Source organism: Pseudomonas sp. PME37.24/025 (assembly GCF_055556615.1).
In genome coordinates this window covers 486990-502267 of the sequence record NZ_JBVHNK010000001.1, presented here as the reverse complement: position 1 = coordinate 502267, position 15278 = coordinate 486990, and the positions used below count along the sequence as shown (strand labels likewise).

General features: G+C 57.9%; 13 protein-coding genes. 6 read left to right on the top strand and 7 right to left on the bottom strand.

Annotation, left to right across the window (positions count from 1 at the left end):
* A complete protein-coding gene (locus ACZ3HH_RS02175; protein WP_465802530.1) occupies window positions 1–978 on the bottom strand; it encodes an NAD-dependent epimerase in 978 nt (325 codons plus the stop codon).
* A 274-nt stretch (window positions 979–1252) separates the two neighbouring features.
* Window positions 1253–2041 (bottom strand): alpha/beta hydrolase, encoded by a 789-nt coding sequence (locus ACZ3HH_RS02170; RefSeq protein ID WP_465802529.1) that lies wholly within the window; start codon window positions 2039–2041, stop codon window positions 1253–1255.
* A 241-nt stretch (window positions 2042–2282) separates the two neighbouring features.
* Here ACZ3HH_RS02170 and ACZ3HH_RS02165 point away from each other — a divergent pair, with 241 nt between their 5' ends.
* Window positions 2283–3101, top strand: a complete 819-nt coding sequence (locus ACZ3HH_RS02165; RefSeq protein WP_465802727.1) for an aldo/keto reductase — start codon at window positions 2283–2285, stop codon at window positions 3099–3101.
* 236 nt (window positions 3102–3337) lie between these two features.
* On the opposite strand, the gene ACZ3HH_RS02160 is transcribed toward ACZ3HH_RS02165, so the two are convergent.
* The 3 genes from ACZ3HH_RS02160 to ACZ3HH_RS02150 all read right to left on the bottom strand — a co-directional run bounded on the left by ACZ3HH_RS02160 (window position 3338) and on the right by ACZ3HH_RS02150 (window position 8373).
* Window positions 3338–5158, bottom strand: coding sequence for a DAHL domain-containing protein (locus ACZ3HH_RS02160; protein WP_465802527.1), 1821 nt, complete (start codon window positions 5156–5158; stop codon window positions 3338–3340).
* Between the two features lie 164 nt (window positions 5159–5322).
* Window positions 5323–7149, bottom strand: a complete 1827-nt coding sequence (gene ftsH / locus ACZ3HH_RS02155) for an ATP-dependent zinc metalloprotease FtsH (RefSeq protein WP_465802525.1) — start codon at window positions 7147–7149, stop codon at window positions 5323–5325.
* 327 nt (window positions 7150–7476) lie between these two features.
* Window positions 7477–8373 carry a DMT family transporter gene (locus ACZ3HH_RS02150; RefSeq protein WP_465802523.1) on the bottom strand — a complete coding sequence of 299 codons (897 nt, stop codon included), beginning with the start codon at window positions 8371–8373 and terminating at the stop codon, window positions 7477–7479.
* 88 nt (window positions 8374–8461) lie between these two features.
* Here ACZ3HH_RS02150 and ACZ3HH_RS02145 point away from each other — a divergent pair, with 88 nt between their 5' ends.
* Window positions 8462–9793: an aminotransferase-like domain-containing protein gene (locus ACZ3HH_RS02145; protein ID WP_465802522.1), complete on the top strand. Its 1332-nt coding sequence runs from the start codon at window positions 8462–8464 to the stop codon at window positions 9791–9793.
* Here the strand turns inward: ACZ3HH_RS02145 and ACZ3HH_RS02140 are convergent.
* Window positions 9784–10662: a LysR family transcriptional regulator gene (locus ACZ3HH_RS02140; RefSeq protein WP_465802520.1), complete on the bottom strand. Its 879-nt coding sequence runs from the start codon at window positions 10660–10662 to the stop codon at window positions 9784–9786. The two genes, ACZ3HH_RS02145 and ACZ3HH_RS02140, sit on opposite strands and share 10 nt — an antisense overlap.
* 119 nt (window positions 10663–10781) lie before the next feature.
* Here ACZ3HH_RS02140 and ACZ3HH_RS02135 point away from each other — a divergent pair, with 119 nt between their 5' ends.
* The 4 genes from ACZ3HH_RS02135 to ACZ3HH_RS02120 all read left to right on the top strand — a co-directional run bounded on the left by ACZ3HH_RS02135 (window position 10782) and on the right by ACZ3HH_RS02120 (window position 14249).
* Entirely contained in the window at window positions 10782–11207 is a 426-nt protein-coding gene (locus ACZ3HH_RS02135; protein WP_008013629.1) for a VOC family protein, read from the top strand.
* Between the two features lie 113 nt (window positions 11208–11320).
* Window positions 11321–12580: a cation:dicarboxylate symporter family transporter gene (locus ACZ3HH_RS02130; RefSeq protein WP_465802518.1), complete on the top strand. Its 1260-nt coding sequence runs from the start codon at window positions 11321–11323 to the stop codon at window positions 12578–12580.
* Between the two features lie 63 nt (window positions 12581–12643).
* Window positions 12644–13789 carry an alkene reductase gene (locus ACZ3HH_RS02125; RefSeq protein ID WP_465802516.1) on the top strand — a complete coding sequence of 382 codons (1146 nt, stop codon included), beginning with the start codon at window positions 12644–12646 and terminating at the stop codon, window positions 13787–13789.
* Window positions 13790–13868: 79 nt separating this feature from the next.
* Window positions 13869–14249 carry a nuclear transport factor 2 family protein gene (locus ACZ3HH_RS02120; RefSeq protein WP_465802514.1) on the top strand — a complete coding sequence of 127 codons (381 nt, stop codon included), beginning with the start codon at window positions 13869–13871 and terminating at the stop codon, window positions 14247–14249.
* A 122-nt stretch (window positions 14250–14371) separates the two neighbouring features.
* Here ACZ3HH_RS02120 and ACZ3HH_RS02115 read toward each other — a convergent pair whose 3' ends face one another.
* A complete protein-coding gene (locus ACZ3HH_RS02115) occupies window positions 14372–15061 on the bottom strand; it encodes a hypothetical protein (RefSeq protein WP_465802513.1) in 690 nt (229 codons plus the stop codon).
* Between the last annotated feature and the right edge of the window lie 217 nt (window positions 15062–15278).

Below are 15278 nucleotides of genomic sequence, written 5' to 3'. Positions count from 1 at the left end.
TCATATCTGATAGAAGTGGCGATACCATTTCACAAATTCCGTCACGCCTGTTTCAACCGTCACCTGAGGGCTGAAATCGACCCACTCGGCCAATGCCGAAATATCGGCCCAGGTCTTGACCACGTCGCCTGCCTGTAGCGGCAGAAAATTGCGCTGGGCTTTGATGCCCAGTGCCGCTTCCAGGCAATCGACGAACTCCAGCAGCGGCACCGGTTGGCCACGGCCTATGTTGAAGATTCGGTTTGCGCCATCACCGGGCTCGCTCGGTACCGGTGGTTTTGAGCGCAGGCGAGCGATGCTTTCGACGATGTCGTCGATGTAAGTGAAGTCGCGCGACATCTGGCCATGGTTATAGATGTCGATCGGCAAGCCTTTAAGGATCGCCTCGGTAAACTTGAACAGCGCCATGTCGGGGCGCCCCCAAGGCCCGTAAACGGTAAAAAAGCGCAAGCCGCTGGCCTTCAGGCCATAAAGGTGGCAGTAGCTGTGCGCCAACAGTTCATTGGCTCGTTTAGTGGCGGCATACAGCGAAATGGGATGATCGACGGCGTCTTCGACGCTGAACGGCATTTTGCGGTTGGTGCCGTACACCGAGCTGCTCGAGGCATAGATCAGATGCGCGGGGCGGTGGTGCCGGCAGGCTTCCAGAATGTTCAGGAAACCCACCAGATTCGACTGCGCATAGACGTCCGGGTTATCCAGCGAATAGCGAACGCCCGCCTGGGCCGCCAAGTGCACAACCTCGGTGAAAGCATGGTCTTTGAACAACGCCATCAAGGCCGGTTTGTCGACGATGTCCAGGTGCTGGAAACGAAAGCCCGGCAAGGATTCCAGCTCCTTGAGCCGCGCATGTTTGAGTTCCACGCTGTAGTAGTCGTTGAGATTGTCGATACCGACCACTTCAAGGCCTTCGCGACACAAACGCTTGACGGTGTGATACCCGATGAAACCGGCGGCGCCCGTGACCAGAACCGTCATGAGGCCTGCGCCTGTGCGCGACCAATCCCCGCCCTCTGCAAAGGAGGCCTTTGCATAACAATCACCCCAGAGTGTGTGTTGATCAGCTTATTTTTTTGGGTTGATACCACTGTAGGCTCCATGCCTTGCTCCGTTGTTGATCCCAAGCCTGCGCGGTGCTCATGGGCGCAGTGCCTGCAGCCGTATACCGTGCCTGCTCATATGTAAAAAAAATGTTAAGCGTTGATGTCGATTTTGTGACCGTCCCCAGCTGCGCCTGTCGTCCTGCGGGCCCTCACAACGCGGCGCCCAGGAGTTTCAAGTACTGGGAACTCCCGGATATCGAATTGTGGCCTGTGCCCGGTATGACCTGCATAGAGGCCACGCCCTTGGCGAAATGTGTGTAGAGCCGCTCCGTGCTTGAGCGCGGTATGACTTCATCGTGCTCGGCGGCAATCAACAGCGTTGGGACCGTGATGTGAGAGGCGTATTTCCAGGATTCGAACTTGTCGCGAAGCAGCCACTTCACCGGGAAGCCGCGGAACTGGCGGGCAGCGAGGTCTTCAAGGCTGTTGTAGGGCGTGATCAGGATCAGCCGCGAGGCCGGGCGTTGACTGGCGAGGCGCACGGCAACGCCCGAACCCAGACTGCGCCCGACCACGGCGATAGAGGGATGGGTGTTGTAGACCATGTCGAACAAGGTCATGGCATCGCGCTGAATCGCTTCTTCGGACGGCGACCCGGAACTGCCACCGTAGCCTCGGTAATGCAGCAAATAGATCGCATGATCCGCAAAGGCCTGCGAAAACCCGGGCAGGCTGCGGGAAACGTCCTCGGCATTGCCGCCGAAGTAGATCAACGCCTTCGGGCCGTCGTGCGGCCTGACGGTCACCAGCACCTGCGCATCGGCGACTTGCAGCGTCAGCAGCGTTTCGGGCGCATCGATGGCGCGTGGTTGCGGGTAGTAAATGAGGGCGCGTTGAAACACGAACAGTGCGACGCAGAGCAGCAGGTACGCAATTGCAATGAAAGCGAAGAGAAACACCAGGGTTCGCGACATTCGGCTAAGTTTAGTGGACGACATTGACTGCTTTGGGCCTTGAGACAGCTATTGCTTGAGTGCCGCCAGAGTGTAGTACAGCAATTTCAGCTGTACAGGAGAGGTGCCAATGCCCGTCAGTCAAGCTGACTGGCATCGGTATTTGCCTATGATTGTTTTCACGCGCAGAAAACTGCTCACGCGGGCTGCCGGTGTTTCGGCAGTCTTCACCTTCGATCCGGCCTTTGCCGCATCGGCGTCGTCGACGGAAACAGGAGGCAAGAACATGCTGACCCGAGCCATTCCTTCCAGCAACGAGCCGTTACCCATGGTCGGGTTGGGCACGTATCGCGGCTTTGATGTCGCGCCTTCCGACGCCGCCTACAAGCAACTGCCCGCCGTGCTCATCGCGTTGTTTGAGAAGGGCGGTACGGTGATCGACAGCTCGCCCATGTACGGTCGCGCCGAGCAGACGACCGGTGAGTTGCTGTCGATCCATCGGCCTCGTTCGCCTGCGTTTCTGGCCACCAAGGTCTGGACTCAGGGGCGTGAAGAAGGCATCGCGCAGATGGAGCAGTCGTTCAAGCTGTTGCAGACCGACCGTATCGATCTGATGCAGATTCACAACCTGCTGGACTGGAAAACCCACCTGCCCACGCTGCGCCAATGGAAGGCAGAAGGGCGTATCCGCTACATCGGCATCACCCATTACACGGCGTCGGCCTATGACGAGGTGGAGGCTGTGTTGAAAGCCGAGCCGCTGGATTTTTTGCAGATCAACTATGCCCTGGACGACCGCGGCGTCGAGAAACGAATCCTGCCGCTGTGTCGCGAACGCGGTGTGGCGGTGATCTGCAATCGGCCTTTCGGTGGCGGCAGTTTGCTCGCGCGATTGAAAGGCAAACCGTTGCCGGGATGGGCTGCGCAAGTGGGGGTCAACAGTTGGGCGCAACTGGCGCTCAAGTTCCTGCTGGCTCATCCGGCGGTGACCTGCGTCATCCCCGGCACCAGCAACCCGCGCTACATGACGGAAAATGCCGGTGCGGGTTTCGGCCCGATGCTCACGGATGCGCAGCGTCAACAGTTGATGGCTCTGATTGGTTAGTCATGTTGGCGGGGCGATTAATGATAGTGAGTAAAACCACAATCCCTGTGGGAGCGGGCTTGTGTGGCGAGGGGGCTTGCCCCCGTTGGGTCGCGAAGCGGCCCCAAAACCTGCAATCGCGGTGTATCAGGTACACCGCATACAATGGTTTTACGACTGCTACGCAGCCGAACGGGGCGATGCGGCGTTCCGACAAGCCCCCTCGCCACACAAGCCCGCTCCCACAGGTTCTGCGCTTAATTGACTGACATTCCAGCGGTCGGCAATACGTCAGCAGTCTCCAGCGGTATCTCCAGCGTGAAAACTGCGCCATGACCCGGTCCATCGCTGTGGACGCGAAGATGCCCGTTCATCTCTACCGCCGCGAGCGCGCAACTGTGCAGGCCAAAACCATGACCTTCCTTGCGCGTGGTGAAGCCGTGATTAAAGATGCGAGTCATGTTCTCGGCAGCGATGCCTTCGCCCTGATCCTCTACGCTGAGGCGCAGCGTTGCGTTATCGATAATCTTGACGCCCAGCGTCATATGGCGTTGGCGGTCGCTGACCTTGGACATTGCATATTTGGCATTGCTGATCAGGTTGATCAGGATCAACAGCAGTCGGTGTTTGTCGCCAATGATCGTCGGCGTGTCCTGGTAATCCTTGGTGACTACGACATGGTGCCGACTCAAGGCGCCGGAATTCATGCGTAACGCATCCTCGAACAGATCGACGATGTTCAATGGTTCGACCAGCCTGGCGGCGCCAGCATAGGCCTGTTGAGTGGCAACGATGTCCTTGATGTGATCGATGCTTTTGGTGAGTTGTGACAGTTCGTCAACGATGCTCGATTGCTCGGCCGCGATGGAGTCGACCAACTGATTGAGGTAAAGGGGAAGCAATTTGCCCTTTTCATCGAACGTGATGAACTGCCCCAGGTCTTCTGCATGCTCGTTCATCATTTTCACCGCTTTACCCAGGCCAAGGGTTTTACTGGCCGCCAATTTGCGGGTAATCAAGTCTGCCGAGACGTTAACGCTGTTCAGCACATTGCCGACGTTGTGCAGCACGTTGGTCGCGATCTCCGCCATGCCGGCCATCCGCGCGGCTTCCACCAGTTCGCGCTCGGCTTCCAGCAGTTCGCGGGTGCGTTCCTCGACGCGTTGTTCCAGCCGTTCGTTTGCCGTTTGCAACTCATTGTTCATCTTGTTGATCAGGGCATAACTGCGAATCAGGCGGGCGGCCAGGTACAACAACAGCAGCGCCATGATGCCGGCGCATATTCCCAGGTAAAGGTGATATTGGCGGTCTGTCGCGCCGGTGCGCCGTTGTTTCTCGTTCAATAATTCGGTGATGCTGTCCAACTGCCGTCCGACCGGAATCACACTGATGCGATCAAGCAGATCATTGACGATGGGCTGCTCTTGAACGATGGCGTTCACGGCGTCTACCAAGGCAGTGAAAGGCGGACGTCGTTCAGGCGTCAGTTGATTGATGTACTCATTCAGAAATTTCAGATGTCCGGATATTTCCTCAGCCCTTTCGGTGGAGACATAGAGGGCGTATTCAAGGGTGTCCAACGTTAGATCGAACACCACTGAGGCCGCCACAGCATCCACCTTCGGGCGTTTGTCGTCGAAATCTTCCAGCAACACCCGAATGTTGTCTTCCAGCTCAGGCAGGGCCTCGAATGATATTCGCAAAGCCGTGTTGTGCTGTTTGAATTGCTCAACCAACCGGGTTTTGTTTTCTACCGCATCCAGATAACCCTGGCGTCGAGTTTGCCAAAGGGTCGAGAGGGGACCGGTCGCATTGAGGTTGTCGAGCTGCACCCATCGCTGTTCTGCTTCAGCGGGCGCCCCCAGAAACAAATTGTCGTTCAGGCCGATTTTGGCTCTCAGAATCTTCACGTTCCAATTGGCATCGAACTGCTTGAGTTGGCGAACGAAGTCGCGGGACTCGAAGTAGGTCGATGTGTCGTAGGAATAAGATTTGATCAGCAAAAATATCAGTACGCTGAAAAGGGTAAGCGCAATGGTGCCCAGGGCAGTCCACTTGTAATGATTGGAAAGCTTCATTGCGGCATTCCTCCCTGGGCCATCCTGAGAGAGAGGTTTTGCCAACGGTTAATGATTTCCATTTTTGCGCTCCCTGCAAAATGGCGATAATCACCACATTGTTTGTAAGCCTAGCGTTGTTGGCGAACAGTGTCGGAAAAAACACTGAACGGGGATCAGTGCCGTCACGGTCGCGGTAATGCCGGCGGTGGCTTCAACGGCAGCAGAGGCGGGAATTCCTCGGGGGTGAGGGTTTCCTTTTCCAGCAACAGGCGGGCTCCCTCATCCAGGTCGGCCCGGCGACTCTCCAGCAACGCCTTGGCCCGTTGGTAGGCTTCATCGAGCAGGGCGCGAATACCCAGGTCGATTTCCCGGGCGGTCTGTTCCGAATAATCCTTCTCGCCCACCGTGGCCATGCGGTCTCCCAGGTACGTCGCGTTTTGCCGCTCCAGCACCGATTGTCCGAGTTCGGCGCTCATGCCGAACCGGGTGATCAATTGGCGGGCGATATCAGTCGCGCGGCCCAGATCATCGGCGGCCCCGGTGGAGATCTGGCCATAGACAAGGTCCTCGGCGGCGCGCCCGGCCATCAGCACGACAATCCGGTCCTTGAGGGTCTGGCAACTGATCAGGAAATGATCCTCGGTCGGTCGCTGCAGGGTATAGCCGAGCGAGCCGATGGCGCGGGGCACGATCGACACTTTATGCACTGGATCCATCGCCGGCAGCGTGCTGGCGGCCAGGGCATGCCCCATTTCGTGATAGGCCACGACCCGGCGCTCGTCGGGATCGAGCAGGCTGCTCTTGCGTTCGAGCCCCGCGATGAGGCGTTCTACCGCCGCGGTGAAATCGTTCAGGCTGACCGCTTCGGCGCCGCGTCGGGTGGCGACAATGGCCGCTTCGTTAACCAGATTGGCCAGGTCGGCGCCGGTGAAACCAGTGGTGATCTCGGCGATACGCGCGCCATCGAGCCCTGGCTCCACAGTGATTTTCTGCAGATGAACCTTGAGGATCGCCTCCCGCCCTTTGCGATCGGGGCGGTCGATCAGAATCTGCCGGTCGAAGCGCCCGGCCCGCAACAACGCCGGGTCGAGGACCTCTGGCCGGTTGGTCGCGGCCAGCAACACAACGCCCTCACGAGGATCGAAGCCATCCAGCTCGGCCAGTAACTGGTTAAGGGTCTGTTCTTTTTCGTCATTGCCGCCCAACGTACCGACGCCGCGCATCTTGCCCAGCGCGTCGAGTTCATCGATGAAGATGATGCAGGGCGCCGCCTGCCGTGCCTGTTCGAACAGGTCGCGTACCCGGGCCGCACCGACCCCGACGAACATCTCGACGAACTCGGACCCCGAGATCGAGAAAAAAGGCACACCGGCTTCACCGGCGATGGCTTTGGCCACCAGCGTCTTGCCGGTGCCTGGCGGGCCGACCAGCAAGGTGCCCTTGGGAATGTGCGCGCCCAGGCGTGCGTATCGCTCCTTGTTCTTGAGAAACGAGACGATTTCCACCAGCTCGGCCTTGGCTTCGTCGATACCGGCGACATCGGCGAAGGTCACGCCGGTGTCACGTTCGACAAACACCTTGGCCCGGGACTTACCGACATTCATAAGCCCGCCAAGCCCTTGTTTGTCTGCCATCCCGCGAAACAGGAAATTCCAGAACACCATGATCAGGACAAACGGCAACAACCAGCCCAACAGGCTGTTCATAAAGGTGTTTTCGGTGGTTCCGGTAAAACCGACGCCCGATTGAGAGAGTTCTGTCGCCAGCGCCGGATCGACCCGCACGGTGGAGAACCGATCACGTCCGTCGATGGGCTCTTGCAACTTTCCGCTGATCTGGTCCTTATCGACCCGCAAATCACTGACTTTTTGCTCGTTCAACAGTTGCAGAAATTGGCTGTACGGGAGGGGCTGCACGGACTGGCGCTCGCCAAAGAATATCTGCATGAGGCTCAGCACGATAAAAGCGATCGCGAAGTAGGACAGGTTCCACTGGTCGTTCTTTTTCATGGCCTTGGCTCAGAGTGGGAACGCAGGGTCGTTCATACCGAGCCGCGCCCGTCTAATGCCGGTCAGTTAAGCACTTGAACACCGCAACCCCTGTGGGAGCGAGCCTGCTCGCGATAGCGGCGGGTCAGTCAACATTGATGCTAAATGTACCGCCGTCATCGCGAGCAGGCTCGCTCCCACAGGTTTGCGCACCTCAACTGACAGGCATTAGCCGCGCCCGCCCGGTTATTTGGTTAGACCACGACCAAAAAGCCCCGTGCCGGCTTCCCGACAAGGGGCTTCTTCGGCAGCGAAATGCTCAACAGTCGGTTTCTGACGGCGAGCCGTCTATTTCGAGAACTTGCGCGCACCGACCACGCAAAGGATCACCGCAACAGTCACACCCAACATGCCAAGGCTGACGTGCTCATGCAGCAATGTGGCCGCCAGTGCCAGGCCAAAAAACGGCTGTAGCAGCTGAAGCTGACCGACGGCGGCAATCCCGCCCTGGGCCAGCCCGCGGTACCAGAACACGAAGCCGAGAAACATGCTGAACAGCGAGACATACGCCAGGCTGAACCATGCGGTCGGGGTGATGCCCGAGAGCGACGGCGGGGCCAGGAACCAGGTCAGCGGAATCATGATGGGCAACGACAGCACCAGGGCCCAGGAAATCACCTGCCAGCCGCCCAGTGTTCTTGAAAGCTTCGCACCTTCTGCATAGCCCAGCCCGCAGGCGAGGATGGCCAGCAACATCAGGATGTCCCCCGCCGGAGAAGCGGTCAGGCCTTGAGAGACGGCAAACCCCACCACCAGCAGGCTTCCCAATACCGAGAAAAACCAGAAAACCGGCCGGGGACGCTCGCCACCGCGCCAGACCCCGAAGGCTGCCGTGGCCAATGGCAACAGGCCAACGAAGACGATGGAATGCGCAGACGTCACATATTGCAGCGCCAGCGCCGTCAGCAGCGGAAACCCGAATACAACGCCGAGCGCCACGATTGCCAGGGAGAGAAGCTGACGCTTGGCCGGTCGCTTTTCATTGAAAAGCAGCAGCATGCACAACGCCAAAATGGCAGCGATGCTGGCCCGGGCAACCGTCAAAAAGACCGGGTCAAATTCCAGAACAGCCATCCGTGTTGCGGGCAGCGAGCCGCTGAAGATGAGCACGCCAATGAACCCGTTGAGCCATCCGCTCGCGGCTTTTTCCGTGGTGTGGGTTTGCAGATTCGATGTGCCTTCCATTGAGGACTCCAATTATGCAGGTTGCATGGGAGGCATCGTATGGACGAAACTCAATACAATCAAAATATTGTCATGGATACACTTGCACATGCCTCGTTCACGCTACAAATCACTGGTGGATGAATTTGCGGCGGATATCCGTTCTGGACGATTGTTGCCGGGCACACGCTTGCCGACGCACCGTCAGTTGGCGGCAACCGAAGGGCTGGCTCTGGTGACGGCAACCCGCGTCTACGCGGAGCTGGAAGCCATGGGGCTGGTTAGCGGGGAAGCGGGGCGGGGGACATTTGTCAGGGAAACCTCGTGGTCACCCAACCAGGCTATCGATCAGCATGCCGTTGCCGCTGGCATGACGGACCTGAACTTCAACTATCCGGCGCTTCCCGGGCAGGCAGAACTGCTGCGAAATGCCCTGCGCCAGCTCGCATCGGCCGGCGATCTGGAGTCGCTGCTGCGCTATCAGCCACACGCGGGGCGCCCGCATGAACGCGCCTCTGTGGCGCGCCATCTGCGGGTCCGAGGTTTGACGGTCGAGGCGGAGCAGGTGCTGATCGTCAACGGTGCTCAGCAAGGGTTGGCTGTGACCCTGATGGCGCTGTTGCAACCCGGTGACGTGATTGCGGCGGATGCGTTGACCTACTCAGGATTCAAGGTGCTGGCCGACTCCCTGCACCTTGAAATCGTGCCCATTCCAGTGCTCGATCACGGCCCTGATCTGGAGGCGCTGGAAAACCTGTGCCGGCATAGACGCGTGCGGGCCGTGTACACAATGCCGACTCTGCACAACCCGCTGGGGTGGGTGATGAGTGCCGATCAACGCGACTATCTGGTGACGATTGCGCGCCGGCATGGGCTGCTGATCATTGAGGACGCCGCTTACGCCTTCCTGGCGGAAAATCCCCCCGCGCCGCTGGCGGTACTCGCCCCCGAGAGGACGATTTACGTGTCAGGCCTCTCCAAAAGTGTGGCCACTGGACTGCGCGTCGGCTTCGTCGTCGCCCCCCTTCAACACGTGCCCGCGCTGGAGCGCACGATCAAAGCGACCACCTGGAATACCCCAGGCGTGATGACGGCGATCGCCACTACATGGCTCGACGACGGCACCGTCATGCAACTGGAAGCTGAAAAGCGCCAGGACGCGCAAGCGAGACAAGTCGTGGCCGGCGAGGTACTGGCGGGGCTGCGCTGCATTCGCCATCCATCGTCGTATTTTCTTTGGTTGCCGTTGTCGGAAGACGCAAGGGCTGACCAGATCGCCATGGCGTTGATGCGGGAAAACGTCTCGGTTTCCACCGCCGAACCGTTTGCCACTTCGGCCAACGTTCCGCATGCGTTTCGCCTGGCGTTGGGCTCTGTGGAGATGGGCGCATTGCGCGAGGCGCTGGAAAAAGTGAAGTGGATGATTGGGGCTTATTCGTAACCGCTCTGAACCTGCTCAACGATCAGTTGGGCCAGTACCCGTACCGGCTCGGTAAAACTTTGCCGAGCTCGATGGACGAGGCCGATATCACGATGGAAGGTGTGTTGCCCCAGATCCAGCGCGCGCACCCCGGCGGGCCAGTCCTGATGGGTCGCCGTCTGCGGCACCAGCGCTACACCGACGCCATTTTCGACCAGCTTGATAATGGCCTCCAGTTCATCCAGCTCGCACACTTCACGCAAGGTGAAATGCATCTGTCGCAAGAAACGATCGACCTGCCTGCCGCCGAACGATGATCGGTCATAGCGAATGAAGGGTTGGCTGGAAAGCAGTGCCGACCAGTCTTCTCCGGGCACATCACGCGGAACGATCAGCCGGTAGGGCTCAAGTGCCAGAGTTGTCCAGCGCAGATCGCTTTGCAGCGAGAAGGGCGGACGGATGATAGCTGCCATGTCGATCTCGCCGGCATCCACCAGATTGACCAACTCCATCGACAGACCCGGGATCACACGGGTTCGGCATTGCGGACATTGTTGGTGAAATTTGGCGAGCGCATCCGGTAAGTACGAGCGCTGCACGGAAGCAATGGCGCCGATGTTCACCAGCACGCTGGCCGGCAGCCCAACCGTGGTGGACCCCAGATTGTCATAAAGGCGAAGCAGCTCCTGCGCCTGCAGAAGTATCTGATGCCCCATTCTGTTCAGGTGAGCCGAGCGGCCCTTGCGGTCGAAAATCTGGAAACCCAGCTCGGCCTCCAGACGCTGCATCTGGGCGCTCACGGCGGCCTGCGTCAACCCGATCCTGTTGCCGGCAGCGGCAAAGGTGCCTTCCCGTGCGACGGCGATAAGTGTTTTCAGTTCTTTGATCATTCACAAATATTAATTGTGTTTCTAAGAAATATATATTGATTTTTTTGCTTGGTCTGTGGCTCTACGATTGGCTCCGTAATCAAAAACAAAACCGATAAAACACCTTGATTGGAGTTCCGATGAGCCTTTCTCCTTTTCACCTGGCGATCCCTGTTTATGACCTCGCGGCGGCACGCACCTTTTACGGTGAAGTGTTCGGGCTGCAAGAGGGTCGCTCCAGTACGCAGTGGGTCGACTTTGATTTCTACGGTCACCAACTGGTTATCCATGAACACCCAAAAACTGCTTCTCAGGAGAGCGTGCATAGCAATCCGGTAGACGGGCACGACGTCCCCGTTCCGCACTTCGGCATCATCCTGGAGTGGCAGCAGTGGGAAGCCCTGGCCGAGCGGCTGAAGTCCTTTGGTACCGAGTTTGTGATTGAACCCTACATTCGATTCAAGGGGCAGGTCGGCGAACAAGCCACGATGTTCCTGTTCGATCCGTGTGGCAACGCACTTGAGTTCAAGGCGTTCAAGGATATGAGCCAGCTCTTCGCCAAGTAATAAAAGCAATGGCACAACCTTGTTGTGCCATTCGATTTCAAATGAGCTGGAAGCTCATGACTCTAGCAACTGCCATGTAACGCAGTCCTTTCATTCCAACAAGAAGGCTAGACATGAAACGTATCCCTTTGGTTTGGCAAATAGTTGCCGGGCTGTTGCTTGGCGTGCTCGTCGGTTGGTACTTCAATACACACCCGCAATATCAAGGCTGGATCAGTTCTGAAATCCTCAAACCCCTTGGCGATATCTTCATCAAAATGATGAAGATGGTCGTGGTTCCCATTGTGTTCTGTTGCATGATCCTGGGGATTGCCGGCGGCGGTGATAACAAGTCTTTTGGGCGCATGGGCATCAAGTCGCTGGGGTACTTCTTCGCGATTACCGGCCTGGCCATTGTGATGGGGTTATGTTTCGCCAATATCTTCGAGCCCGGCACGGGCACTGATATTTCGGGCATTTCCCACAGCACCGCTTCGGTCAACATGGAGCCTTCGAAGGGCGCTCTCGTCATCCTGCAGAACATCGTTCCCGATAACGTTTTTGTCGCGATGTCGGAAGCGAAGTTGCTCTCGGTGCTGTTCTTCGCCGTGCTGTTTGGCCTGGCATTGAACTCACTCCCCAGAGAAAAAAGCGCACCAGTGGTGGCGGTGGTTCAAGGCATCTCTGATGCCATGTTCAAGGTCGTCAGTATTGTCATGGCTTATGCGCCGATTGGGGTATTCGGCATGATCGGCGCTACCGTGGCGACCTTCGGTTTTGCCTCGCTATTGCCTTTGCTCAAGTTGATCGGTGTGGTTTACCTGGCTCTGATTGTCTTTGCGCTGGTGGTGCTGGGCGGTATTTGCTACTTGATTGGCGAGAATATTTTCAAACTGATCAAGTATTTCCGTAATGAGCTGATTCTGGCGTTCTCCAGCGCCGCATCGGCGTCGGTCATGCCACAGCTGATGAGCAAGCTGGAACACTATGGCGTGCCGCGCCGTATCGTCAGTTTTGTGGTGCCGGTGGGGTATGCATTCAACCTGGATGGCGCGTCGATCTTCCTCGGCGTAGCAACGATTTTTGTCGCGCAACTCTATGGGATCGACCTGTCGCTGTCCCAGCAGATACTGCTGGTGGTGACGATGGTGCTGACGTCCAAAGGGGCTGCCGGCGTTCCCGGCTTCGCCATCATCATTCTGTCCGCCACCCTGGCGTCTGCCGGCCTTCCACTGGAAGGGGTCGCGCTGATTGCCGGCATCTTCCGGATTATCGACAGCGGCACCACCACTCTGAACGTGCTGGGTAATGCGATTGCACCCTTGGTCATCGCCAAGTGGGAAAAGGTCAGCATTGAGCCTTCAGGGGGGGCTCGGGTGGTGCAGAAAACCTAGCCATGAAGAGCCGTCGGCCAACCCTGGGCGATGGCTCTGGCCTTTTTTTATTCGAGGTAAAACATGACCGATAACAGCCTGAGAACCGATCTTTTTTCTGCGTACCGAATGGGCGCATTCGATGTCCCCAACCGTATTGTCATGGCGCCAGTCACCCGTAGCCGCATGGGTGAAGACGGTGTGCCTGACGAACTGCATGCCACTTACTACGCCCAGCGGACCAGCGCCGGACTGCTTATCAGCGAGGCCACCAATATTTCCGCCCAGGGTCGCGGCTATGCCATGACCCCTGGTATCTGGACGCCAGAGCAGGTGGCTGGCTGGAAGAAGGTGACCGATGCCGTCCATGCCGCGGGCGGTCGAATCGTTTGCCAGCTGTGGCATGTGGGGCGCTTCTCCCACGTAGACCTGCAACCGGATGGCGCACTTCCGGTGGCGCCATCGGCGATCAAAGCCCAAGGCACCACCTACACCGCCAACGGCGTGGTTGAAGTGTCCATGCCCCGCGCTCTGGAGACATCGGAGATCCCGGGCATCATCGAGCAGTACAAGCACGCAGCCGAATGTGCAAAACGCGCAGGCTTCGACGGCGTTGAAGTTCACTCTGCCAACAGCTATCTGCTAGACCAGTTCTTGCGCGATTCCACCAATCAGCGCACCGACCAATACGGCGGTTCCATCGAGAACCGGACTCGGTTGACCCTCGAAGTCACCGAAGCCGTGGTCGCGATCTGGGGCAGCGACCGGGTTGGTATCCGCCTCTCGCCGGTGACGCCGGACGCGGGCAATACACCGCCCGACAGCAACGTCATGGCCACCTACGGCTATCTGATCAAGCGACTGAACGCGTTACAACTGGCTTATCTGCATATCGTCGAAGGGGCCACCGCCACATCTCGCGATGTACCGGAAGGCATTGACCTGGACGCGCTACGGGCGTTGTTCGACGGCCCGTACATTGGCAACAACGGTTATGACCTTGATCTGGCCGTTTCGCGGCGCGCGCAAGGCAAGGTCGATGCCGTCGCATTCGGCCGACCTTTTATCGCCAACCCGGATCTGGTCGAGCGTCTGCGCTTTGGCTTCGAGTTGGTCGTTGCACCCCGTGAGGCTTACTACGGCGGTGGGGCAGAGGGTTACACCGACTGGCCCACTCTGGGAAACGCTGAAATACGCGGCCTGATCCCCGAAACAGCGCCGGTTGAATGATTGCAGGCCGGCGCCTTGCAACAGCGCATGAGTGCGAAAAAAACCAATTCCGTGTCAGTTACTTATCAGGAGTCATGCAATGAGCAGTCTTACTTACGTTCAGGAATACAACGCGATTGTCGAGGTGCTTAACCAGTACAACGAAGGTGGCGCGAAGGCCGATAGCGCACTGATGAAGCCCGCCTTCAACGAGCAGGCCACCATGTTTGGTGTCGATGGCGACAAGCTCGTCGGCGGCGCGATCCAGAATCTCTATGACGTCATCGACACCGCGTTCCGTCCGTCCCCGGAAGCCAAAGCCGCCATCGTGCGCATCGACATCGTCGGCACGGCTGCCAGTGCGCGGGTCGATACCGACAACGTCTCGGGGTTCCGCTTCACCGACTTCTTCAACCTGCTGAAGGTAGAAGGCAAGTGGACCATCGTCAGCAAGATTTACCATACCCATCCGAGCGTCTGATCCCTCGGATGTCGTGGGTCGGTGGTTGTGCATCGTCTGCTCAAGCTACCGATTGAACAAACCAGGGAGGTCTTCGACATCGAGGACTTTCCAGCAACCGGTAAAGAACCCTTTCTCCACACCTAGCGCATTACAATCTCACTGAATTTGACGGTAAGCACCTCATCATTCCCATCCCGAAACACCAGCTTGATCGCCGGCGTTTTGCTTAGCTTGCTGTTGCTCTGCTGGAAGGTCAGCGTAACGCGTGTGGATACGTTGCGAATCAGGGGGAAGCGTAGCCAGGCGTCGTCCTCGACCTGGCCCACCCGAATCGACTCGAACTTGAGTGGACCGCCGGACTCGTCGAATAGCTGGGTGTTGTTGTCGAAGCGAAAGATGCGGTCCACATTCAGGTTGGTCAGTTCAAAAGTGCAGGTGGGCAAACGGCCGATATTTTCGCAGCCTTCCAGTTCGATGCGAATGTTGTCCAGCACTTCCATACGTTTGCCCAGCAGATTGTTGCCTTCGTTTTCGACGATCTTCGCTTGCAGTTTGGCGAACTCGAAAGAAGGCTTGGCGTATTCAGTGCCCAGGGTGAAAAAGCCGAAAGACAAGCCGGCAACCATGAAAAACTGTAATGCGCCACGGAGCATCGGCGTGAAGTTACGAATCTGCCAGCCGATTGAAACGGCCCCCAGAAACAAAAATGTACTCACCAGCAACACCACGTTTTTCCAGCTGATGAAGCTGAAACCGAACACGCTGGGGTCCGGCACGGCATAAGTGATCAACGCCCACATGGCGCCCAGCACGACACTGAGGCCTGCCATGCCGCGGGTGATCAATGAAGTGAATCTCTGAGTGCGGGTAAGCGGTATTGCTGAATCTTGCTGGGATATCACAGTGCTGAATCCTTGTTCCGTAGCTGATCGTCCATCCTTGAAGGCGACTGTCAGGCTGTAGCGATAGAAAACCTTGAAAAATCCAGGTTCGGGCCTGATTGTGGCGGGATGCCATTATCCAGTAATGGCGCTGTGGGTAAAGGCG